15 protein-coding genes are annotated in these 23,538 nt (G+C 46.7%); 4 read left to right on the top strand and 11 right to left on the bottom strand.

Annotated features, from left to right (window positions below; genetic code table 11):
• Window positions 1–308 precede the first annotated feature (308 nt).
• Entirely contained in the window at window positions 309–2,423 is a 2,115-nt protein-coding gene (locus ACYVR3_RS13955) for an AAA family ATPase (RefSeq protein ID WP_461244749.1), read from the bottom strand.
• Between the two features lie 354 nt (window positions 2,424–2,777).
• On the opposite strand from ACYVR3_RS13955, the gene ACYVR3_RS13950 reads away from it, so the two are divergent.
• The 3 genes from ACYVR3_RS13950 to ACYVR3_RS13940 all read left to right on the top strand — a co-directional run bounded on the left by ACYVR3_RS13950 (window position 2,778) and on the right by ACYVR3_RS13940 (window position 10,242).
• The gene (locus ACYVR3_RS13950) at window positions 2,778–3,758 is read left to right on the top strand and encodes an aldo/keto reductase (protein WP_461244748.1); all 981 of its coding nucleotides are present in this window, start codon (window positions 2,778–2,780) and stop codon (window positions 3,756–3,758) included.
• Between the two features lie 545 nt (window positions 3,759–4,303).
• Window positions 4,304–4,843, top strand: a complete 540-nt coding sequence (locus tag ACYVR3_RS13945) for a hypothetical protein (protein ID WP_054735237.1) — start codon at window positions 4,304–4,306, stop codon at window positions 4,841–4,843.
• Between the two features lie 599 nt (window positions 4,844–5,442).
• Complete coding sequence (locus ACYVR3_RS13940) at window positions 5,443–10,242, top strand: mucin-binding protein (protein WP_461244747.1); 4,800 nt, start codon at window positions 5,443–5,445, stop codon at window positions 10,240–10,242.
• 106 nt (window positions 10,243–10,348) lie between these two features.
• Here the strand turns inward: ACYVR3_RS13940 and mmuM are convergent, their stop codons facing one another.
• On the bottom strand, window positions 10,349–11,272 hold the full coding sequence (mmuM, locus tag ACYVR3_RS13935) for a homocysteine S-methyltransferase (protein ID WP_461244746.1): 924 nt from the start codon (window positions 11,270–11,272) through the stop codon (window positions 10,349–10,351).
• Window positions 11,273–11,427: 155 nt separating this feature from the next.
• Between mmuM and ACYVR3_RS13930 the strand changes: the two genes are divergently transcribed.
• The gene (locus ACYVR3_RS13930; protein WP_461244745.1) at window positions 11,428–12,807 is read left to right on the top strand and encodes an amino acid permease; all 1,380 of its coding nucleotides are present in this window, start codon (window positions 11,428–11,430) and stop codon (window positions 12,805–12,807) included.
• Window positions 12,808–12,894: 87 nt separating this feature from the next.
• Here the strand turns inward: ACYVR3_RS13930 and ACYVR3_RS13925 are convergent, their stop codons facing one another.
• From ACYVR3_RS13925 to ACYVR3_RS13885, 9 genes are all read right to left on the bottom strand, one after another.
• The gene (locus ACYVR3_RS13925; protein ID WP_461244744.1) at window positions 12,895–14,322 is read right to left on the bottom strand and encodes an NAD(P)H-dependent oxidoreductase; all 1,428 of its coding nucleotides are present in this window, start codon (window positions 14,320–14,322) and stop codon (window positions 12,895–12,897) included.
• Window positions 14,322–14,951, bottom strand: coding sequence for an NADPH-dependent FMN reductase (locus ACYVR3_RS13920; RefSeq protein ID WP_461244743.1), 630 nt, complete (start codon window positions 14,949–14,951; stop codon window positions 14,322–14,324). The genes ACYVR3_RS13925 and ACYVR3_RS13920 overlap by 1 nt, the downstream gene beginning before the upstream one ends.
• 738 nt (window positions 14,952–15,689) lie before the next feature.
• Window positions 15,690–16,241 (bottom strand): serine O-acetyltransferase EpsC, encoded by a 552-nt coding sequence (gene epsC / locus ACYVR3_RS13915; protein WP_461244742.1) that lies wholly within the window; start codon window positions 16,239–16,241, stop codon window positions 15,690–15,692.
• A complete protein-coding gene (locus ACYVR3_RS13910) occupies window positions 16,213–17,391 on the bottom strand; it encodes a trans-sulfuration enzyme family protein (protein ID WP_461244741.1) in 1,179 nt (392 codons plus the stop codon). Before ACYVR3_RS13910 ends, epsC begins: the two co-directional genes overlap by 29 nt.
• A gap of 17 nt (window positions 17,392–17,408) precedes the next feature.
• Window positions 17,409–18,335, bottom strand: a complete 927-nt coding sequence (locus ACYVR3_RS13905; protein ID WP_461244740.1) for a PLP-dependent cysteine synthase family protein — start codon at window positions 18,333–18,335, stop codon at window positions 17,409–17,411.
• 617 nt (window positions 18,336–18,952) lie between these two features.
• A complete protein-coding gene (locus ACYVR3_RS13900; protein WP_461244739.1) occupies window positions 18,953–19,321 on the bottom strand; it encodes a hypothetical protein in 369 nt (122 codons plus the stop codon).
• Window positions 19,322–19,464: 143 nt separating this feature from the next.
• Window positions 19,465–21,171, bottom strand: coding sequence for a DUF262 domain-containing protein (locus tag ACYVR3_RS13895; RefSeq protein ID WP_461244750.1), 1,707 nt, complete (start codon window positions 21,169–21,171; stop codon window positions 19,465–19,467).
• 190 nt (window positions 21,172–21,361) lie between these two features.
• Window positions 21,362–23,098 (bottom strand): AIPR family protein, encoded by a 1,737-nt coding sequence (locus tag ACYVR3_RS13890; RefSeq protein ID WP_461244738.1) that lies wholly within the window; start codon window positions 23,096–23,098, stop codon window positions 21,362–21,364.
• A gap of 91 nt (window positions 23,099–23,189) precedes the next feature.
• Window positions 23,190–23,414 carry a hypothetical protein gene (locus ACYVR3_RS13885; RefSeq protein WP_461244737.1) on the bottom strand — a complete coding sequence of 75 codons (225 nt, stop codon included), beginning with the start codon at window positions 23,412–23,414 and terminating at the stop codon, window positions 23,190–23,192.
• Window positions 23,415–23,538 lie beyond the last annotated feature (124 nt).

Here is a 23,538-nt window from a genome sequence, read left to right as displayed (position 1 = left end):
AATACTGGAACGAAGCCATTTGAGTACAAAGAAAATTTTATATTATTTCATCTGTCAACTTGACAGGGCTGTCTACATGGCGAGGCTTGAATTCGAGGTCTGAGACCGCTCTTCGGCTCAGACCGGCCCCACAGCAGGAACCTAGCCGCTGACCGGAATCGTCAGTTCACGCAAATCACCGCACTTCACAAATTAAACAGCAGAATGCTTACGCTAGACACAAACGTAAAACAAAACAGCCACCGCACTCGAAGCAATCAGCTTCAGGTACGGTGGCTTTTCAAATTGGATTTAACACAACATCAAACTTAGGCTTCCGTGATGACGATCTTGTCGTCAACTAAATCAGCCTTCAACGCCTTAACATCCAAGTGATCCAGATAGAAGTCGGTGACTTGGTCCCGGATTTCTTGTTCGATGACCCGACGAAGTGGACGAGCGCCCATGGCTTCATCGTAGCCGTCGGTCATGAGGTGGTCCTTAGCCGCATCGGTAACGGTCAAAGTGATCCCCTTCTTAGCCAGCGTCGTGTTCACGTCGTCTAACAACAAGTCCACGATTTGACCAAGGTCTTCCTTGCTTAAGTGGCTGAATTCGACGATGCCGTTGAACCGGTTCAAGAATTCAGGTCTGAAGTATGGACGGAGCCGATCGGATAAGGTTTGGTCCTTAGCGTCGTCGCCAGTAAGGGCTTCGTTGCCAAAACCAGCGTTAGAAGTGGCGATAATAATGGTGTTCTTGAAGTTCACCACGTTGCCTTGCCCATCCGTCAACCGACCATCGTCCATGACCTGCAACAACAGGGTCAAGACTTGTGGGTCGGCCTTTTCGATTTCATCCAACAAGACGATCGAATATGGGTTCCGGCGAACTTGTTCAGTCAACGTGTTGCCGTTATCTTCGTAGCCCACGTAACCAGCGGTGGTCCCAATCAACTTGGAAACCGCAGTCCGGTCGCTGTATTCACTCATGTCTAACCGAATGATGGCGTCCTTGTTACCAAAGAGGTCAACGGCTAATTGCTTCGCCAATTCCGTCTTGCCGACCCCGGTTGGGCCAACGAACAGGAAGCTGCCGATTGGCCGGTTGCCTTCGTCAAAGCCAGCCCGGTTACGACGGATCGCCCGTGCGACCATGTCAACGGCTTCATCTTGGCCGATGACCTTAGCCTTCAAACGATCCGCGATACCCTTCAACCGTTCGATATCGTTGGTGCCCATCTTAGAAACTGGGATGCCAGTCAACCGTTCAACGGCGGCGGCCACGTCATCTGGTGTGGCAACGATGGTGGTCGTCTTGGTATCATCGGTCGACTTCAACGCCTTGTTCAAGCGGTCAACTTCGGCCTTTGCTTTAGCGGCCTTCTCGTAGTCTTCCGCCTTCGCAGCACTTTCTTTTTCCGCTTCAGCCGTCTTCAACTGGGCCTTCAAACTAGCGGTATCGTTGCTTGGCTGACCAGCAGCTAAGTGCGCCGCCGTCATATCCAACAAGTCAATCGCCTTGTCAGGTAAGGTCCGTTGTGGCAAATACTGAACGGAATAGTCCACGGCAGCGTGTAACACGTCATCTGGCAGTGAAACGTGGTGGTGATCCTCATACAACTTCTTGATGCCTTGCAGAATCTTGAAGGTGTCTTCAGCAGTTGGTTCATTGATCACAACGTCGTTAAACCGACGTGCCAACGCGGTATCCTTCAAAATCGTGTTCCGGTATTCATCCTGCGTCGTTGCCCCGATAACGGTAATGTCACCACGAGACAACGCTGGCTTGATGATATCAGCTAAGCCTTTGCCACCATCTTCGCCACCGGTTGAGCCGATGCCGAGAATTTGGTGGATTTCGTCAAAGAACAAGATGACGTTGCCCGCCGCCTTAACTTCCTTGACCAAGTTCTTAATGTTGTCTTCGAATGAACCCCGTAACTGGGTACCGGCTTCTAATGAAGACAAGTCGATTGAGTAAATTTCTTGGTTTTTAACACTGTCTGGGACCTTACCGGCAACGATTGCTTGGGCTAAGCCTTCCACAACCGCGGTCTTCCCAACGCCGGCGTCCCCAACTAGAATCGGGTTATTCTTGATTCGACGACTTAAAATTTCAGCCGTTTCTTGAATCTCGGAATCACGACCAATCACTGGATCCAACAGACCATCTCGAGCCTCTTGGGTCAAATTACGACCCAACTTCTCCAGAATACCGCCCTTCTTTACAGCGCGGTCACCCGCATCATTCACTTCAATTTCGTGTTCACGATCCGGTAACTTACCGGTAGCACGGTATTGTGCAAATTCATCGGGGGTCAATTCGTGACCATTGACCTCGTAACGGGCTGTACTGCCGTCACCGAGTTGTCGAGAGATCTGGTTGAACAGATCATCCATGTTGTTATTGAAAAATGGGTCGTTATTAAATAAGTTAGCCATTTCGATTCCTCCTCCATTGATTGGTGTCGCGCAAAGACACCGCCAAAACTGATTTGACGGTGCCTCGCTGATTGCTATTAAGTTGGATTAGTTTTCAGTCGAAGCGGCTAGTCTCATATATTGAACTTTCGTCCGATATAGTTTAACTATCCCCGTCAACATTGTCTATAATAGCACCTTTTTAGCACTCGCGCAAGTAGAGTGCTAATTTATTTTAAATTAATTTTCGAAGTTGGCACAAAGCTTGATTTGACGGTATTTTAACCGAATTTAACGATCGTTAGCTTGCTTCTCTACGCGTGTGAAAACTAGTATAATGAACTTATCAAAACGCTTTCAAGGAGGAATTGGTTTATGTCAGAACAAGTTACGATCGGTAAAACAGACGTCACCGCAACGGCTTTAGGGTTAGGCACGAACGCCGTTGGGGGCAACAACCTCTTTCCAAATTTAAAGGATCAAGACGGCATCGACCTCGTTAAGGCTGGTATCGATAACGGCATCACGTTGTTAGATACCGCCTACGTTTACGGGTTAGGCCACTCCGAAGAATTAGTCGGTCAAGCCATTAAGGACTACGACCGCTCTAAGTTAATTATTGCTACGAAGGGCGCTCACGACTTCTCAAGTGGTGAACAGGTGATTAACAATGACCCGAAGTTCTTAACCAAGCAGGTCGATGAAAGCCTCAAACGGCTCGATACAGACTACATCGACATCTACTACATTCACTTCCCAGACCACGATACGCCAAAGGCCGAAGCTGTTGGCGCCCTACAACGTCTGCGTGAACAAGGTAAGATTCGCGCTATCGGGGTTTCCAACTTTAGCTTGAAGCAGATTAAGGATGCCAACGCCGATGGTTACCTTGACGTTGTCGAAGACGAATTTAGTCTCTTGCACCAAGATCACGGCTCACGGATGTTGCCTTACTTAAAACAAAACAACATCAGCTTCGTGCCATACTTCCCACTGGCTTCTGGCCTATTAACGGGTAAGTACACGAAGGACGTCACCTTCCCAGCCGACGATATTCGCAGCCAAATTGCCGACTTCAAGGAACCACGTTATGGTCAGATCCTATCCGCCGTTGATGCCATTCGCCCAATCGCGGAAGCTCACGATGCCACGGTCACCCAAACCGTTTTGGCATGGTACATCAAGAACCCACTGATCAGTGTGGTGATTCCAGGTGCCAAAAAGCCCGACCAAGTCATTGCGAACGCAAAGGCCATGAACGTTACGTTGAGCGATTCCGAATTCAACGACATTGACAAAATTTTTGATGGGTTCAAATACGGGACAACTGGTAAATCACTGGCTGATCCAGACTAAAATTTAACTGTTAAGAACCGCCATTGTTCACAGCCGTGCGAGCGATGACGGTTCTTTTTTCTGCCACCAGATTGGCTTTTCACAAGCGAACAAAATAATACTATTCCGGCGAAACGTGGAATGTCACGATTGAAATGGATTTGTTCAGTTTTAGACAACTTAGCGATACATTATTTCAATACTGTTATCCCTCAGATTCCGGTTTTAAAGTTATTCACTAAGTTCGCCATCAAAATAGTGAAAAGTTTATACAAATGTGGTATAAATTTATTATTAATCGGTTTTTTCAACGTTTTCTAGCCCTTTTATGTCATTTATTTAGCGAATGTAACCGCTACCCTTAAATTGACTTGAGAACTGTTATAAACTGTTAGTAATCCCTGATTGTATCAGGATTAAACTTTAGTAAACGGATTTACTATTTTTGATATGATACAGTATCATTGACCGCTTGAGTGAACGAAACTAACGTCACAACTAGCACTGCGCTAATGGGTGACATGACCCCCATTTAATTCCGCGCCAGTTAGGAGACTAGTCACAATATGACCAATAATCCAATATTTGATGATTGCTATAATATCATTCCTGAAACGCAACGCGCTGCCAAGGAGGACCGTGAGATGACCCCTGCAGAACGTGGCCGTTTTGACTTGGTTCGCAACCTCTGTTCGGTTGTGATCTCATTCACCGACCAGTCAACCTCGGCGCCGCAACCAGCAGCGTTAACCCCACAGGAACACTTGGATGATGACCCAAATGATCCTGCAATCCAAACGACGATTGATTACTTGAACTACTTGAACGATATCAGCCGATTGATTACGAAGATCAAGTACTTGTACGCGTTGTCCAAATCCAGCGAGTTATACCGGATGCTATCCCTCTTCGAACAAAAGACGGGCTTCCACTGGCAAACCGGTAAATGGTTAATGGATAACCAAAGTGAGGTCCTCTTCTTATGTAACAACAACGACCCCGCCACTGAGATTTTCAACGATAATGCAAAACTCCAAAAGAAGTTCTTAAAGTTCGTCACGGAGGAACAAGCAAGCGAAATGGTGAACAAGGGAACCGATGCTTGAGGGTGTTGGTTCCCTTTTTGAGAGAGCGCAAAAAAACGCGGTTAGGACCCAGAATATAAGGAACGGCAGGCATAAATCTCCGGTTTTTGGAGGTTTGTGCCTGCCGTTCCTTATATGGCCAGGTCCTGCGTTTTTTTACACGTTTAGGCTACATAACAGCACGGCACTTCAATAACCGCATCAACTAACTTTTAATTTAAGACCACCACTTCAATCCTTACCAAACTAATCTCACTATCCCATTACATTTGTTCCACGTGAAACACCCCCACCTATACCGTTCTCCACTAAACGCCTCTCTTCACAATCTCCTCACCATCCTAAACTCCTCCACCTCCAGATTCCCCAAACTATACCCATTATCCCTGTAACCCCCACCATCTTCGGCCTAGCCCATAATTGTGAATAACTCCAATTATTTCACTTATGTTATAGATTAGTTTTTTAATTATATTTTCACGAAATTACCATCATTTTTTACTTGATAACGACAATTGTTTCCGGTATGTTTGACCTATACCAATTCTGATTTAATTCCCAATTTCAGACAAGATCCCGCTAATCGAATGACTTTAACTATCTAGGAGGCCATCCACGCCATGGAAAAAACAACGCATTTAAGACGACGCCTGGACACCGACACGCAAACTAAACTTGTTCGTTATAAACTATACAAATCTGGTAAATTGTGGTTAATTAGCAGTAGTGCAACGATTCTGGCCGCCTTGGCATTAACTAGCCACCCACTGGTTGGTCACGCAGATACAGGGGCGCCAGCAGAGACTGCCACTGAATCAGTTATGGTCGGTGCTGATAATGAGGTTACTGAAACTGATACCACCGATACAACGACAACCGAACCGGCATTACCCGCTTCAACGCCTACGCTTAACAATATTGACGAACCAACAACTAAACCAGCGACTGACTCAACCGAGCCACAATCGGTTCCCGTCGTTGATTCAACCCTAGATAGCAGCCCTGCCACACCATCCGAAACTGCTGATGCAGCTTCGACAATCACGGCAACGACCGATGTCCCCGCTTCAATACCGGTTACTGAATCCCAGCCAACACCACCGGCACCTCAACCAACAGCGCGTGCAGCACGTGCAACAACCCCAGTAACGCCAACGCTTAAAGCTGCACAACTGACCGCCCCCAACGCCGAACTGGTCAACGTTACCCAATATATCAAGGATCTCGCACCCGAAAATTTAGCCAAATACGGTTGGTATCTCAGCCCCAGCGGTTACTATACACGCGTCACGGCCGGTGACTACGAATATATCGGCCCGGATGCCGCTGGCACCAGTGCGGCTGAACAAGCACTGGCACAGACACTATTTAAACAACCCATCTTCCCTAAAAACTATCAGATTTGGGCAACCAATACCCGAATGAACAACGGCAAATTAGAACTCACCCGAAAGTCCGTGATCACCGTTCAGATTCTGCCCACTACCCTCACCCCACCAAAGGATATTCGCTTTATCGGTCCGGCCACGGTGACGATGACAACTTCAACCTCAACGAGTACCGCGGCTAAAACGGCAAACATCGCGGGCGCTCCCGGTGCTTTTGACTTGTACGGACCCGTTTCAACTATTCCTCAGGCCGTTTCCTTACCGTTATCCTCGACCGGTGATAAGTATCAAACCACGATTTACGTTTCAACTCACCTTGGTTTACCCGCATTCGTGATTCAAAACGGGGCGTTCATCGCGGACCACACCGTTTATTTAGGTCGCGCACAAGCCTCAACTCATCAGCTTACACCAACAATTGCGGACCGCCCAACCGCCAACGGAACGTTATCCGGTACCGGTACCGGAGTCGGAAACAAGATTTTTATCAAATCCCTAGATGGCCGCAAAACGCAACTGACCGTTGTTAAAGCGGATGGCTCTTGGCAAGCTGACTTAACTGCAAGTGGCTTCCTAGCAACCGATGACCTTTACGTTATTGAAACCAACGACCTCGGTGATTTGCCCGGCGCCGCTGTCCAACCGCGCTACGCAACCGTTACCCGTGTCGTTAACGGGGTCAACGCCGTTACCAAGGAAGATTTGGGTACTTTAACCACCCAGACCCAATCTCTGGTACAACGCGCTAAGGTCACCGCAATCGATACCAATCAACTTCAAAATCCGGATGGTATCAAAGACGGCTCCGCAATCACCGTTGACTGGCAGCCCTTCACTAACCTTGATGGGTCACCAGCTAGTTTCTCAGCAATCAGCATGGCCACCATTGCTAATCCAGATGCAGCGCATTTAATTGCCCAAACTGCAGACCTCCCCAGCATCGCCGCAACGGCTGGCAAAACGGTGACTCAAACGGCTGTCTACTACCCAAAGGTTATTACGGTTTCGGGTCAACATACCAGTAATCCAAGTGACCCACTCACACAGGGCTTTGCACCCATTGAAGCTGGGAGTCACTTGCTTTCAACGGATGAACTATCCCCAATCCTTGCAGGTGGTTTGGGTGCCGCCGACCTCTACCAAGTCCGCCACCAAACGATCCACTACGTTGACGCCAAAACCCAAACAACCGTTGCGCCTGACCACCACACAAACCTACCACTATATCGGGAGGTAACGGTCAACCTCGAACAGTATTTGGCCAATCCCGCCACAGGCTTAACCTATAGTGACTGGAAACGGGTCGATATTCCGTCAAGCACTACCTTTGACGCCGTTACAAGCCCAATCGTTCCCGGGATGGTGCCCGCTATGTCGAGTTACCCAGCTATCAGCTTTGAGGCTAATCAAGGGGAACAAGTCGCCACCATTGGTTACTATGCCGCTCAGGTCACTGTGTCCGCCGAACAGCCACAAGTTGCCGGTACCGCGGTGAGCACTGATTTATTGGACCCGCGCCGCTATCCGGATGGGCTAACGACTAACGACCTCAAAAAAATCGTTACCGAAACCATTCACCACCAGGACTACCAAACCGGCAACTCATTGGCACCTGACACCACTCAAACCATCACCTTTACGCGAACCGCTTCGGTGACCTTTGAACCAGATGGATCCGCAACCGTCAAATACAGCAATTGGCTCGCTACCGATGGCGATACTTTCCCAGAACCAACTGCCTTAACGTTGCCCGGTAAAGTTGCCTTTGTAGAAAAAGTGGCCACTGAAACTGTTACGCCAACAACGCCTAACCGCGAACGGACCATTATGTACGTTGATGCTGCTGAACTTAGTCAACAAGTTACCGTGACGACGCACTACAATCTCCCAACGCCAGAAACGGCTAAGCAGTCGGTTCAATTCTACCGAACCCTCACCCAGTCGACCGCCAATGAAACGGGTAACACCCAGTGGACGCTAACGCCGTGGACAACCGAGCCAAGTGGTATCAGTCAATCAGAAGCGGATCGTCAAGCCATCGTGCCCGCGTTAACGGATCTTAAAGCACCCGCTGAACACGTTGCCAGCGTGATAACCACGATTGATGGCGTAACAACTACTGGTAACGCCGATATCACTGTAACTGGCGAAATGGCAACGGTTGACCGCCAAGTGAACTACACGCGGAATGTATTTACCCCCGATTTCCCCGGCGATTACGACGTTAAGCGGACCGTTACGCAAACGATCAATTACGTTGATGGTCTGACCAAAACACCAATCGCACAACCTAAAACGACCACGTTGACGTTCACTAGAACGGCAACTGTCGATGACCAGCACCAAGTGACCTATACTGACTGGCAACCAGAGACAACGGCGACCTTTGCTGCCGTGCAGAGTCCCACGATTGAAACCTTCACCACAACGACACCAACGGTTGAGGCAACGCCTGCAAACGTCGATAAACTCGCTCAAACGGTGACGGTTTACTACTATCCAACGACGATGACCATCACTGACCACCCCACTTACCAACCCGGTAGTGCCATGAACCCTGATGACCCCAACAGTCCCAAATACCCCGCAGGACTCGAACCGGACGCCTTAACGCGGACGGTCACCCGAACGATTCACTACGTTAACGAACAAAACGAGTCGGTGGCACCTGACGTCCAGCAGTCCGTAACGTTTACTAGAACCGCTTCGTATAACGTGGCTTCTAGCGACGTGACGTATACCGACTGGCAACCAACCGGCGAACCTGTTTGGCAGGCCGCTGATAGCCCTGAAATAGGCGCATTAATTGCCAGTCAGACAACCGTTGACGCCGAAACGATTACAGCCGATACCGCTAATAGTGAGGTTACTGTCCAATATCGGCTCGCAACCCCACCGATTGATCCAACGCCGGATGGCGAGGTTGATGGTGGTTCTGGAACTGACAACGGTTCTGGGACCGATAATGGTTCTGGCACTGGTGATGGCTCCGGAACTGACAATGGTTCTGGGACCGACAACGGCTCTGGTACTGACAACGGCTCTGGCAATGGCGATGGCTCCGGAACTGACAATGGTTCTGGGACCGACAACGGCTCTGGCACTGGCGATGGCTCCGGGACTGACAACGGTTCTGGCACTGATAATGGCCCTGGCAATGGTTCCGGAACTGACAATGGTTCTGGGACCGACAACGGTTCTGGGACCGACAACGGCTCTGGCACTGACAATGGTTCTGGCACTGATAACGGCTCTGGCACTGGCGATAGCTCCGGAACTGACAATGGCTCCGGAACTGACAATGGTTCTGGCACTGACAACGGTTCTGGCACTGACAACGGTTCTGGCACTGACAATGGCTCCGGAACTGGCGATGGTTCTGGCACTGACAACGGCTCTGGCACTGACAACGGCTCCGGAACTGACAATGGTTCCGGGAACGGCAATGGTTCCGGGAACGGCAATGGTTCCGGGAACGGCAATGGTTCCGGGAACGGCAATGGCTCCGGGAACGGCAATGGTTCCGGGAACGGCAATGGTTCCGGGAACGGCAATGGCTCCGGGACTGATAACGGAACTGGAACTGGCAATGGTTCTGGCATCGACAACAGTTCTGGAAATAACTCTGGCTCCGGGACTGATAGTGGTTCAGGTTCGGGCAACGGTTCAGAAACTGGCGCCACTGGCAACGGTTCTGGCACCGACAACAACGCCGGCAACAAACCCGAAACCGGTAACGGTAATCACAGTCGACCTAATCCAACGCCAACACCCCGCCCAAGCGTTATCACCCCAACGACCCCGAGTGCGACTAAAGTTAAAACTCAGTCAAAGGCCACTCGTCCAGCAACCAGCCCTGTTACTGTGGGTGCTCCGCATACCACTACTAACCAAGCAAACAACGCCAGTTCAACCGCAACCGCCCTTCCACAAACCAACGATCAGTCTCACTCATCAACAACTTTCTGGGGACTACTTGGTCTCACGCTTCTCGGATGGTTTGGTTGGAAGAAACGGCGTTCAACTAAGTAACATTATCCTCGACTTTCGCTAAGCTAAACAGAAATCACTTAAACTAAAAAACACCATGGAAGCCCCGTAATATCGGGTTTTCATGGTGCTTTTCTAATCATTCACATTACTCAGCAGCCAACACCGCCGCAACTTCCGCAATATCCGCTGGCGTCGTTCGGCAACAACCGCCAATCAACGTTGCGCCTTTAGCCTGCCAAGTTGGCACTAAATCGCGAAAGGCTGGTGCATCCGCATGCGTTTCCCACGTCTTCGTTGTTGGATCATAGGTATCACCGTTATTCGGATAAACCACGATTGGCTTTTCCGTTGCCGCACGTACCCCTTCAACCAACGCCGTAACGTTGGTCATTGCCGTACAGTTAACGCCGATAGCTTGAACTTGCGGATGCGCATTAAAGTACGCCACCGCCGTTGCCAATGGCGTCCCGTCACACAGCTTATCCTGCCCATCAACACTGAACGACACCCAGACCGGCGTTGTTGGAAATTCAGCTTCAACCATCGCCACTAAGGCCTTGGTCTCTTCAAAGTTCGGTTGCGTCTCCAGTGCCAATAAATCAACACCCGCTGCAACCAACAACGACATGCGTTCCCGGTGAAACTCCTGATACTGCTTAGTTGTTAACTGGTAGTCACCCGTGTATTCACTCCCGTCAGCCAAGTAAGCCCCATAAGGCCCCACACTTCCCGCAATCAACAGCGGTGCGGTGCGTTCTGGATGAGCCGCTTGATATTCCGAGCGAGCTTGTTGCGCTAATTTAACCGAAGCCGTAATTAACGCCCGGCCCTGTTCAGCACTCAACCCCGCTGCTTCAAAGGCTGGCACATTCGCCTGATAACTGTCCGTAATGGCGATGTTGGCGCCGGCCTCAAAATAACTCCGGTGCACGTCAACAACCGCCTGGGGGTTATGAATCAAGGCCATGGCGGACCATAACGCGTTATCGGTATCGACACCTCGTTTTTCCAATTCCGTCGCCATTGCGCCATCGATCACTAGTGGTTGTTGCCGGTTTAATTTGATCATTTAAAGACCACCTCTCATTAATTTAACTATTTCTCATTTCAAAATACGTGTCACACCGGGAAACCATTTTATCCCCGTTAAAATTAAAGTTGCTTAATCACGTTTTTTAATGTTATTCTAATTCTCGTGCATTTGCAATTATGGAGGAACTTTTTATGGCAGAAAAAACACATACTGAACTCGAACGCAAGATGACTTCGCGGCACCTGTTTATGATTTCCCTAGGTGGCGTGATTGGCACCGGGCTGTTCTTGAGTTCTGGTTACACGATTCACGAAGCTGGTCCGATTGGCACGATCTTAGCTTACGGCATTGGCGCCGTCGTGGTTTACCTCGTCATGCTGTGTCTGGGTGAGCTGGCCGTTGCGATGCCGGAAACCGGGTCGTTCCACGTTTACGCTGACCGCTTCATTGGCCACGGTACCGGCTTTACGGTTGCCATCTTATACTGGTTGACCTGGACGGTGGCTCTCGGTTCGGAATTTACCGCCGCCGGGCTGATTATGCATAAATGGTTCCCGAACTCGCCCACTTGGATCTGGAGCGCGTTGTTCATGATCGTTATTTTCACCTCTAACGCGCTGTCCGTCAAGTTCTTCGCGAACACCGAATTTTGGTTTTCGAGTATCAAAGTGGTCGCCATCATCGTCTTCATCGTGCTCGGCGCCTTAGCCATTTTCGGCGCCATCCACATCAAAGGTTACCAACACGCGCCGATGTTCACGAATTTAGTCAAAGACGGCCTGTTTCCTAACGGCTTCAAAGCGGTGTTCACTACCATGCTGACCGTTAACTTTGCCTTCTCTGGTACCGAGTTGATCGGTGTGACCGCTGGAGAAACCAAGGATCCGGAAAAGACGTTGCCGAAAGCAATCCACACGACGCTATTCCGATTGATCATCTTCTTCATCGGCAGTATTACCGTGATGTCGGCCTTGATTCCGTGGCAAAAAGCTGGCGTTGATCAAAGTCCCTTCGTTTTAGTTTTTAACAGTATCGGCTTACCGTTTGCCGGTGATCTGATGAACTTCGTGGTACTGACGGCGATTTTGTCGGCCGCTAACTCTGGGTTGTATGCGTCAACGCGGATGCTGTGGTCGCTGGCCAATGAAGGGACTATTCCGCTGAAGGTGGCCAAAACCAACAACCGCGGCGTGCCCATGTTGGCACTCTGCCTCAGTATGATTGGTGGCGTCCTGGCACTGATTTCTAGTGTCGTTGCGGCTTCCACTGTTTACCTCGTGCTCGTGTCGATTTCCGGCTTAGCCGTTGTGATCGTTTGGATGGCGATTGCCTTCTCCGAAATTCGTTTCCGGCAAGCTTGGCTGAAAGCCGGTCACACCACTGCCGAATTGAAATTCAAAACGCCTTGGTACCCAGTTGTGCCTTGGTTAGCATTTATCATGAGCTTACTGTCCTGTGTGTTGATCGTCTTTGACCCAACGCAACGGCCAGCGTTGCTGTACATGATTCCGTTCTTGGCGCTGTGCTACGCGGTTTACTATGGCAAGACGGCTTGGGAAAAACGGCATTAGCTTAATCACACTTCAATTGAGATAATAAAAATCGTGATCCTCCAATTCGGAGAACCACGATTTTTTATTGGCTAAAATTCAACCGGTTTATGCTTCCGAAGCACCACTAGTTGCATCCGTTTCCGGTGCTTCTGCTTCTGGTGCTGGTGCTGGGGTTGATGCAGCTGCTGGTGCGGCTTCAGTTGTTTCTTCTGAAGCACCACTGGTTGCATAAACTTCTGGTGCCTTCGCAGCTTCAACGGCTTCTTCAACCGAAGCGCTGGTCGTGGCATCAGTTTCGGCTGGCTTGTCGTCACCCTTAGCTGAAGCGCCACTGGTTGCGTCAGTGCCTGGGGTTGAGTGCTTTGAAGCACCCGTGATACCGTCTAAGCCGGTGATTGGTGAGAATGGCTTAGCATCTGGATCCTTCACTAACTTTTGGCCGGTAGCCTTCAAGTAGTAGTCGATCACTGGCATTACATCGATCACCAATTCGTTAACGCCACGGTAACGGCGGTTTTCATCGCGCATTGCCCGGTAGTAGTGCATCACGTGTTGGTTAGGACCCTGTTGTGCTGGCATTGAGACAACGTCGGTTTGGCCAGTCCGTAAAGCGTAGATGACTTGCTTAACGTGTTCAACAACGCGACCTGGGTGAACGCCGGCAAGTGAGGAACCAGCTTGATCTGGGGTCCGAGCCGCCAGCATTTGAGGGGCGTCGGCGTTGTGGTTGTAGTAGATGAATTGGTTGTTGTCATCGGCAAAGGTCAGTTCCCCGGCCATTGAGTTCAAGAACCAGTTCAATTGGTCAACCGTCAACAACCCGCGGTCCAACTTCACATAGTCGCCACCGGAAGCAGCATGGGTCTTTTCGGCGGCCTTTTCAACCCATTCAGGATCGTTAGGGTCAACGCCTTCAACCGTGGTGTTCACTGGGTGCTTGGCTTCCATGTCTTCTTCGTGTGCGTTCTTTGGATCTGGCGCGTCCATCATATCAATCACCTTCATAAACGTCAGGAACTTCTTCAAAACGGATTCAAGGAAGCCGACAGTGCGGGCGTCCTTCAAGTCGCCGTTTTCGTCGAAGGCGCTCTTGGCGTTGCTCAATAGAAATTCGTTACCTGGCATCACGATAGCGTTAACGCCGGGTGATTCCAAGATTTGTTTTAAATGCAGCTGAGCCCGTGATGACCCTTGGGTGTAGTATGACGCCCCAACGATCCAAACGGGTTTGCCGGTGAATGGGTGCAAGTTGTTGGACATCCATTCGATGACGTTCTTCATGGCAGCTGGCACGGTGTGGTTGTGTTCTGGCGTTGCCAAGATCACCCCATCGGCGCCGGAGATGTGACGAGCCAAGTCTAAAGCAGCTTCGTTCGTGCCGTCATCTTCATCTTCGTTAAATTGTGGAATGTCGTTGATATCTAATAGTTCAATATCAACGTCTTTTTTAAAATGCTTACTGATAAATTGCAACAACATCCGGTTATAGGATTCATCACCAATTGAACCCGCGATTCCAACTAATTTGACCATTATTTATCATCTCCTGTTAAACCATTATCCCACGAAAAGTTAGCCGCTGCGTCTTCTTTATGCAGTTGCTTTGAGTGATCCAACTGAGCGGTTAAATCAGTAAAGAGCAGGAAGTCTTGGAACAACCCGTCTAACTGCTTCACTTCAGTTTCGGCGGTTAAGTTGCCGTCAGCGTCAAATGCTTGAAGGGAGTGACCCAACAAGAATTCAGAACTTGGCATCACCGTTGCCTTAATTTCTGGGGAGTCCAGAATCTGACGCAGTTGGGATTGAGCCCGTGATGCCCCCAAAGTCCCGTATGACGTCCCAACGATCATCACTGGCTTATCCATCAATGGGTGGATGCCGTATGATAACCAGGCTAAGGCACTAGAAAGCAGGGCTGGCACTGAGTGGTCATATTCAGGCGTACCGATGATCACACCATCGGCTGCTTCAATCTTCTCGGCAATTGCTTGAGCTTGTTCTGGTACGAATAAATCGGCAGTCTTCTTGAAAATTGGTAAGCCCTTGAGCTCAACAACTTCAATGGCAGCTTCTTCGGTATACCGGTTCTTCATGTACGTTAATAACTTTCGGTTGGTCGATTTGGCGGTATTGGTCCCCACCAGCGCAACATAGTTTTTCATCGGTAGATCCACCCTTCTTAAATCGGTGCCACATCTCTCCACAATTTGACCTATCAAGGTCGCGATAGTTATCTAGAAATTGTGAAAACATCAACATGACACCCTACACTTTATACCCCTTTATCATACCATGAATTTCGGAAACGCTTTATTAATTATTAATAAAAATTCCATTTTTTTGTTTTTTAGTTGCATTATTGGAATATTGACGGGGTTTAGGGCGAATTTACGGTTCGGTTTTGTAACCGATTTCAGTTTTAATAGCTAATAGGCGCTAAAAGTTTGTGCAGAATTTGTTGTTGCTTCTATATTTAAGTAGGACACAAAAGGACCGTTCGGCAGATGAGCTGAACGGTCCCTTGTAGTTTTTGTAGCCGATATTTAATTAATTTATTGCTATCCTTCTAGCCGAAATGATGGGTGGATAGTATTTCTGTATTTTTATGGTCAGGGGGTTTTAGCTATTTTGAGTGGTATCGGGGTATTTTGCTTTTACAGTGTGCTAGCGGCGACGATCATTGCTCCTACTCTGTTTTCGGCGCCACTTGGACTTTAGTTGGCAATAATCGTTGATATTGTGAAGCCTGTTAACACTACCTCTTTTATTAGCCTGCGCCGAAATGAAGGCCGCAAGGCAAAGAGCTGCATGTAAGATGAGTTCAGTAAAACCGCCCAAGCCCAGGGCGCTTTCACTAAACTCACCTTACACTCCGCTCTCTACCCGCCTTGCTCCGTTCTCTAAAACTCCACATACTTCTTCGGCGGATACAACTCAATCCGAATCCGCTCCTTCTTAATCAACCGCGCCGGATTCCCCACCGCCGTCGTATAATCAGGCACATCTTCCAGCACCACCGCCCCAGCGCCAACCTTACTATTCTTACCAATCGTAATCGCGCCCAGTAACTGAGCGTTCGCGCCAATGAATGCGCCTGATTTGACGATTGGGTGGCGGCGGCCGTACCATACGGTGCCTCTTGCGCCTAGCGTTGCACCGTGCAGAATAGTGACGTCATCGCCGATAATGGCGGTAGCGCCGATCACCACGCCCACGCCATGGTCGATAAACACCCGCTTGCCAATTACGGCGTCCGGTGCAATCGAGATGCCTGTGTGGGCCGCGCTGAATCGGCTAATGAGACCGGCCAGCACGTAACGGTGATGATAGGATAACCAGTGGGCGATGCGGTGCCAAAACAACGCGTGGACGCCCGGATACGTTAACACAATTTCCAGCAAGCTATGGGCCGCTGGGTCACGCTTAAGAATGGCGCGCGCTGTTTGCCACATTGTCATTGCTCCTTTGAACGCTCATGAAGCCGCGGTCTAAGTCCGCCAACAGGTCCTTGGTTTCTTCGATGCCGACTGACAAGCGGATGAGCTCGTCCTTAATGCCGTTCTTCAAGCGAATCTCGCGTGGAATGGCGCCGTGGGTCATCAAAGCTGGAATTTCAATCAAGCTTTCCAGTGCGCCCAAGCTTTCAGCCAGGGTCACCAACTGCAAGTTTTCCACGAACTTCTTGGGATCCAAACCGGGTTGCAGTTCGAAAGAGATCATTGCGCCAAAGCCGTTCATCTGCTTCTTGGCCACTTCGTAATCGGGGTTGTTGGGGTCACCTGGGTAGTAGATCTTCGAAACGGCGGGTTGGTCGCTGAGGTAGTTGAAGACCTTCTCGGCATTGTTCAAGTGCGCCTTCATCCGCACAGCCAACGTCTTCATCCCCCGTTGCAACAACCAGCTTTCCTGTGGTGCGAGGATGCCGCCGATAGCATTTTGCAAATACCCAATCTTATCGCCCAACTCGCGATCCTTGGTAACGACGACCCCGGCAATCACATCGGAGTGGCCACCCAGGTATTTAGACGCACTATGCAACACGATGTCCACGCCCTGTTCCAGTGGGCGTTGCACGTATGGCGAGGCGAAGGTGTTGTCGATGATGCTCAGCACGTTGTGGGCCTTGGCGATGTTGGCCACCGCTTCAATGTCGGTCACGCGGAGCAATGGGTTGGTTGGCGTTTCCAAGTAGATTGCTTTCGTAGCGGGCGTAATCGCAGCTTCTACAGCATCCAAATTCCGGGTATCCACCACGGTGAAAGTCATGCCAAAGCGCTTCAGCACGGCGTCAATCAAGCGGAACGTACCGCCGTAAACGTCGTTGCCGATCACAAAATGGTCGCCCGCAGAAAACAGGGAGAAGACCGTGTCGATAGCGGCGGAACCGGACGCGAAGGCGAACCCCTGCGTGCCACCCTCCAAGTCCGCAATCAATGCCTCAACAGCTTCCCGAGTGGGGTTGCCGGAGCGGGAGTACTCGTACTTGCTTTCACCGATCTTCTTCTGGTGGAACGTCGATGCCATGTAAATCGGCACTGAAACGGCCCCCGTTGCTGCATCTTCACTGATACCGCCGTGGATTAACTTCGTTTCAAATTTCATAGTTGATAGCCTCTTTTTTAGTTTTTTGGTGTGTTAACTTCGTATACGTGCTCACTCATGTACCGCTCACTACTATCGGGAAATACGGTTACGATCCGGCTATTCTCCGGCAAAGTTTCCGCCAGCTTCAAGCTAGCCGCCAACGCTGCGCCGCTGGAACTCCCAATGAACAAACCCTGTTCGGCCGCCATCTTGCGCACCTGCGCAAAAGCATCGGCATCCGAAATCGTCATGGTGTCATCGATGGCCACCTTCTCGAAGAACGGCGGAATGAATTCCACCCCGATACCTTCAGTACGGTGCGCATGCGCCGGCCCACCGTTGAGAATCGAGCCTTCAGGTTCAACAACAATCGCCTTCGTATCAGGGTTCTGTTCTTTCAAATACTGCGCAATCCCAGCAAAGGTGCCGCCGCTACCAGCCCCGGCCACAAACGCGGTAATCGGTTGGCCTAAATCTTCAATCAACTCCGGTGCCAACGTGTGGTAATAGGCCGCCGGATTAGCGGGATTTTCAAACTGCATTGGCACGTAGCTGTTTGGTGTTTGGGCTGCTAGCTCCCGGGCCTTCTTGATGGCGCCCTTGATGCCGTCCTCGGATGGCGTGTTGATCAACTTAGCGCCCAGCGCCTTCATCAACGTTTGCTTTTCGTAGCTAAATTTTTCCGGTACCACCAAAATCGATGGTAAATGATGTTGCTGTGCCGCTAACGCAACGCCGATACCGGTGTTACCAGCAGTTGGTTCGATGATGGTGGTCGTGGCGTTGATTTTTCCCTTGTCGATGCCATCTTGAATCAGGTACTGTCCCAGCCGATCCTTGATGCTGCCGCCGGGATTGAACATCTCCAGCTTGGCGTAAATGTGACTGTGGTTTGGCACATCGATTTGTAGGTCGATCAACGGCGTGTGGCCGATAAGTTGCTCAACAGATTGAATTAACATGGTAGTCTCCTCTTCTTAACTAAAACTAGTAAAGCTTCGATTCAATTTGGAGGTAACTAGAAATCTAGCTATTTTAACCGTAGACGACACCCGTTCACATGGTGTTCCATTTCTAAAATTAAAGTAACAAAAAAGGGCCCGGAATTCATCTAGAATTCGCGCGCCCTTGGTCCAAGTTCCACCAGGAAACATGGACTTTTTAGGTTCCTAACCCTCATAAAAGTCAATGCTAACAGGCCGAACATCGCCAAACACGCGACATTCGACAACAGATATTTTTAACATTGAGCATTGATTGAGTAGTCATTATGGAACCTCCCTTTTAGTTGATGAGGCTAATATACCTTTTGTGAGATTAATTGTCAAATGGTTTTCTCATTTTTGTGGATGGTGATAGGTGGAGGCTATCGGGTGGGGATGGTGGTGGTTCTGAGGTTTGATACATCCTGCCCTCATGGAAAAATTAAAGTGAATCGCTTTTTATAATCACTTCATTACATCGATATGAACCTGTTGGAAGTCCACGTAGTTACCCATTCTATCGCTTATTAGCACTTACCTGTGAACGATGAGATGAAACTCTGGTTAACCGATACCCACATCAGTAATCAATGGTTTCACAGATATTCGTACGTTAGCATCAATAGAAAGTATTGCTGGGTCTCTTCGCAGAAATAGAGCATGAAGCGTTCTCCCTCGTACTCTTCTATTTCTTCTCGTAGAAAGTCATCGTCACCTAGTTCGTAAAACAAGTCTTCCTTTGAGTTGAATACGCCAGCATAGAGAACGTGGTGTGTTTTTTCTGTTAGCCATTGCTGTAATTCTTTCAGGGTACTAATTTCGCTCCAATCGTTAGTTGGTAATAAGTCTCCTCCAGCTATCTGTACCTTTTTAACAATGTCAGAACTACTTTGAAAAACTTCAAAGTCAAGCTCATACGTTTCATTTGTGTCACTTTCATTCGGATGATAACTCAATATCGGCATTGTCTAATTTTCTCCGTTAATTTATAGGATATTATCAACTATTATTGTAACAGGATCAATTCATCTATGCTCTTCTCGCATACTAAAAAAGTGATCCCTTGTTGGAGAGATCACTTTTTTAAGTATCCGGTTGATTATCACATTTACCAAATAGTCGTTACTAATCTGGCAAATCGATGCTGCCTTTCATTAACCTTATCAAAATTCCATGAACTTAATTTGGTTGCTAGTTCCTGATTTTCAGCTAACTTAGACTGACGCAAAAGTTCTGCTTTAGAATCATCATCTGTTGCTTTTTCGTATTTACTTATCAACTTCTTTTCCAACAATGTCCAATTACCGATAGCATCTTGCTGTTCATCAGTAAGTTTATCCTCATCAATATGAACAAGCTGATAGTCATCGTCCACAAAAACAGATTGATATAAATCTTCGTCAAATAAACCACTTAACAGATACATCAACGTCCACTTCTTTTGACCACGAGTACTTCCCTCTTTTTGTAGCGTTAAGAAGTTCCCTTCGACCTGTGCATTGGGTTTTAAAAGTTTATCATCTAGTTGATGAATAATACTGTCGACCGTATTTAATTCACCAGAATAAATTTGCTGTGCAATACGCGCAAAGCCCGTTTCCAATGAGTTAGTGCCCTCATTCATAACTACCCGATGGCGAACAAAGATAGATAATACTTTATTAAGAACTTTCAACATATCCTCTTCGGGATAACCACCCTTTTTAAGGGCTAATTCGATTGGATAATAAAGCTTAACGCTTAATCGATTCAAGACGTCAACCTGCTCAAGTAAAGCACTATTTTTAAAGTATTCTCTATTAGCCTTAGGCGCCATTGGCGATTCCAAAACATCGTATAACCCAACTAAATCATCAAGATCATCTAAGAATACCTGTGCATCATTAGTAGTACCTAAATCTTGACTCAATGACCGATATAAATTAGACTCGACAACCAACCGTTTTCTAGCTGCCCAATATGTCCGAATAAATCGGGTAATTCGGTCACTGTTATCTTTTAGTCGACTAGAAACAATTTTCCATTGATCATTTGCATGTGTAATTTGATCTCCAGAGATAGACATTAAATGATTTTTGATGATATCTGACGCTTTAAGATCCTTACCACGACTATTCAAAGTTTCAAAAATAATGAATGCATCTTCATTACTCAGCGCAGAAATAATCACGACATAAAAATTATCCGTAAAGTTTTCAAATATTTGATTTAATTTATTGACCCGTTCTGTCATTAAGCTGCTTGATTGAACTTCAGCTAAAACTAAATTCTTCAGGTCACGATACGCACCCAATAGGTTTTTGGTTGGTTCAGTAGACGCTGTTTCTACTAACTGGCCATCTGTTTGATGCATTAGTCGATTAAAATATGTCCGAATATCCGTAACGTCATTTTCATCTTTACCTGTTTTTTGTAGTAATAGCGCTGCACGTTCACCGTTATCTCCACGTAAACATTTTCCAACACCACGAATAATGTCTCGTAACATATCACTTGAATCATTAGACATGTTATCCCGTTGATTTTTGTTCCAATCATTAGCGATGTCTCTTAACACCGCTAACAAAATAGAACTAGTCGTTAATCTTTGTTGCCCATCAATAACTTCTTGAACATCTTCATGCTTAACTGTTACAAGTTGGCCAAAGAAATGGCCACTACGATGCCCTTGAACCAGATCCAATAAATCATTCCAAAAATCAGTTACTTCATCGCGTTGCCACGCATAATTCCGTTGATAAATTGGAACCTCAAAATTATTATCTCTAAACAAATTTCCCATTCTAAACCGAGATGGGACTGGAATATCGACCATTCCTGACAAATTAAATTCCTCCATATCATATTTACTTTATCAACCCACTGAAATTCATAATCTAATCGTACTTTATAACTCAAATTAATTCATACCTAAGGTTCATTGTGATTAGATTTACCTAACCGCATCCGCAATCTTTTCAATCCATTTTCTGGATTCAGCCCATAGTTACAATTCGGAAACTTTATTAATTATTAATGCCTTCTTGTTTTTTTAAATCTAACACACCTTGCAAAACCTCATCTAAAAACGTTTTACTTGAGGTCAAGGTATTGGACGTTATCTGATCACCGGCAATTTTTGCAATCACATCAATCATTTTTTTCATATATTCTTTGCACTTATCTTTATTCCATATAACTTCATTTATGGTTTCACACTCATTAATAGTTTTCTTTTTTGAAATTTCTGGACGAGTCTCGCCTGTTAAATAAAGTCGTAACATTATAAGTATAAAATACTTAAATTTTGCATATTTTCGTTCAAATATTCCATTCCTAATAAAGAAATTAAATCTATACCAAGTAAATGCAGCCGTATAAAATGCCAAATTTGTCTTTTCTCCATCAAACACTTGTTTAGAATATCCTTTGTATAATTTACCAATCCAACGACTAGCTAATTGAGGCACTCCCATAAACATGGAACTATACGTACGAAGTGACATTGATATAGGCACAATTCTAACTTTTTCAACTTCAGGATGTTCACTATATTGATTTGATCTACGTTCATAAAACAGCGCTTTATCTCCAGTATAAGTCTTAAAAAATTCCTCAAGTTCTTTTTGAACCTCCGTTAACGCCAATAAATCTTCGTCCTTAACCGTAGTTTGACGATTATTGGCAACGGTTATATTAGTAGACACACTAACATCCGTCGTAACTATAATTTTTATAGGTAAAAAGATTGTTTCTCGTGCATTTTTTCTATTGTTGTAAATAACATAGGAAGTTTGACAGCCATTCACAATCTGGTAATTCTCTAATGTTAGTTTCTTCCTCGTTTGAGTAGCGTGTTCTGCAATAATTGTAATTCCATTATTTAAGATTGCCATATTTTCAGGATGATTCGACATCAACGTTTTTTGTATTCCAATATTAGCTGGTGTATCACCTTGAAAATCTCTCACATTATCATAGAATAGCGAACGCCGTAAATCACCATTTTCATCCACAATTAAACTTAAAAATTCTGTTTCTGAAATGTATCCGTACCATCCTTGATCTACGCCTAACACGTCCGGTAAATCAGCTTTTTCAGGAAAGTATACGGTTCCAGACACTTTTGTTTCTGCGTCCGCATTATACTGACGTAGCGTAGCATGATCAATCGGTTTATATTCAAAATCTGTAAATACGTGCTGTGCCATGATAGTCTCTTTTACGTTCGAAATTGCCGCAACTAGATTATGGTCTTCTGTCCATTCCCCTGTTGTAACATAATACGCTCTTCCTCTAATACTCTTAAAATTGGCTGCACTATTTACTAACTCATTAATCATCGCCCATTTTTCTTTTAAATTTATATTTTGCCTTAATCTTGGTTCTTCACGTAATGTATCAGCAATTCCATTTCCAAAATTTATCATCTCAGTATACTGAAACTTCGAACTTGTTTTTGACTGTATAAAAAGTACGAGTGCATCTAAATTCCTATGACCATTGGCTAATAAGTCCTTCAATGATTGAAGATTGTCAATAAACTCACCATTAACTAATAACCCAATTGCGTCAATTCCTGCATCATCACCATCTCCGATTTGCATTTCATCGATGTTATCATAACTAAAATCTCCGTCCATCAGTTTAGACACCACATAATACGTAGAAAACTCTTCAAAAAGTGCACTTTCGTTTGTTGTTGACAATTCATTACTCTTTGCAAAATTTTTCATTAATGAATTAATGATTCTATTTTCCATTAAAATACACCCTCATTTTATTCATTACTCATTTAAATACCCATGACTTATCACCCTAGAAATATTATTACGTATTTTATATAGTACTATGCTACTTATTTAGTTTTTGCTTAGCAAATTTCTCTAAAATAGAGATACCTGGTTGGTTAGAGATCGATACGGCTTTATTTATAACAGCTATCGGTAGTAACGCATTTTCAAATGAATTACTCTTTAATAATGCAAGTGTATTTAATATCCTATCAACATTACCAATTAGTTCTTTTCTATCTCCATTTTGATAGTAATTTTTAGATTTTGACGGAATACTTGCCACATAAATATAATCATTTTGATTTTTAAATATTAATTTACCACTGTAATACCTGAATTATTCACCAGAAACTCCAAAATCCCCATCAAACACATGATTCAAGTGCTTGATGGGGATTTTACGTTTT

Source organism: Secundilactobacillus muriivasis (assembly GCF_054785195.1).
This window is presented reverse-complemented; position numbering and strand designations above follow the sequence as displayed.

Coding starts and splice junctions, on each gene's coding strand:
- ACYVR3_RS13955 (WP_461244749.1), bottom strand. CDS start 2,423: ATGGCTAACTTATTTAATAACGACCCATTTTTCAATAACAACATGGAT.
- ACYVR3_RS13950 (WP_461244748.1), top strand. CDS start 2,778: ATGTCAGAACAAGTTACGATCGGTAAAACAGACGTCACCGCAACGGCT.
- ACYVR3_RS13945 (WP_054735237.1), top strand. CDS start 4,304: ATGACCAATAATCCAATATTTGATGATTGCTATAATATCATTCCTGAA.
- ACYVR3_RS13940 (WP_461244747.1), top strand. CDS start 5,443: ATGGAAAAAACAACGCATTTAAGACGACGCCTGGACACCGACACGCAA.
- mmuM (WP_461244746.1), bottom strand. CDS start 11,272: ATGATCAAATTAAACCGGCAACAACCACTAGTGATCGATGGCGCAATG.
- ACYVR3_RS13930 (WP_461244745.1), top strand. CDS start 11,428: ATGGCAGAAAAAACACATACTGAACTCGAACGCAAGATGACTTCGCGG.
- ACYVR3_RS13925 (WP_461244744.1), bottom strand. CDS start 14,322: ATGGTCAAATTAGTTGGAATCGCGGGTTCAATTGGTGATGAATCCTAT.
- ACYVR3_RS13920 (WP_461244743.1), bottom strand. CDS start 14,951: ATGAAAAACTATGTTGCGCTGGTGGGGACCAATACCGCCAAATCGACC.
- epsC (WP_461244742.1), bottom strand. CDS start 16,241: ATGTGGCAAACAGCGCGCGCCATTCTTAAGCGTGACCCAGCGGCCCAT.
- ACYVR3_RS13910 (WP_461244741.1), bottom strand. CDS start 17,391: ATGAAATTTGAAACGAAGTTAATCCACGGCGGTATCAGTGAAGATGCA.
- ACYVR3_RS13905 (WP_461244740.1), bottom strand. CDS start 18,335: ATGTTAATTCAATCTGTTGAGCAACTTATCGGCCACACGCCGTTGATC.
- ACYVR3_RS13900 (WP_461244739.1), bottom strand. CDS start 19,321: ATGCCGATATTGAGTTATCATCCGAATGAAAGTGACACAAATGAAACG.
- ACYVR3_RS13895 (WP_461244750.1), bottom strand. CDS start 21,171: ATGGTCGATATTCCAGTCCCATCTCGGTTTAGAATGGGAAATTTGTTT.
- ACYVR3_RS13890 (WP_461244738.1), bottom strand. CDS start 23,098: ATGGAAAATAGAATCATTAATTCATTAATGAAAAATTTTGCAAAGAGT.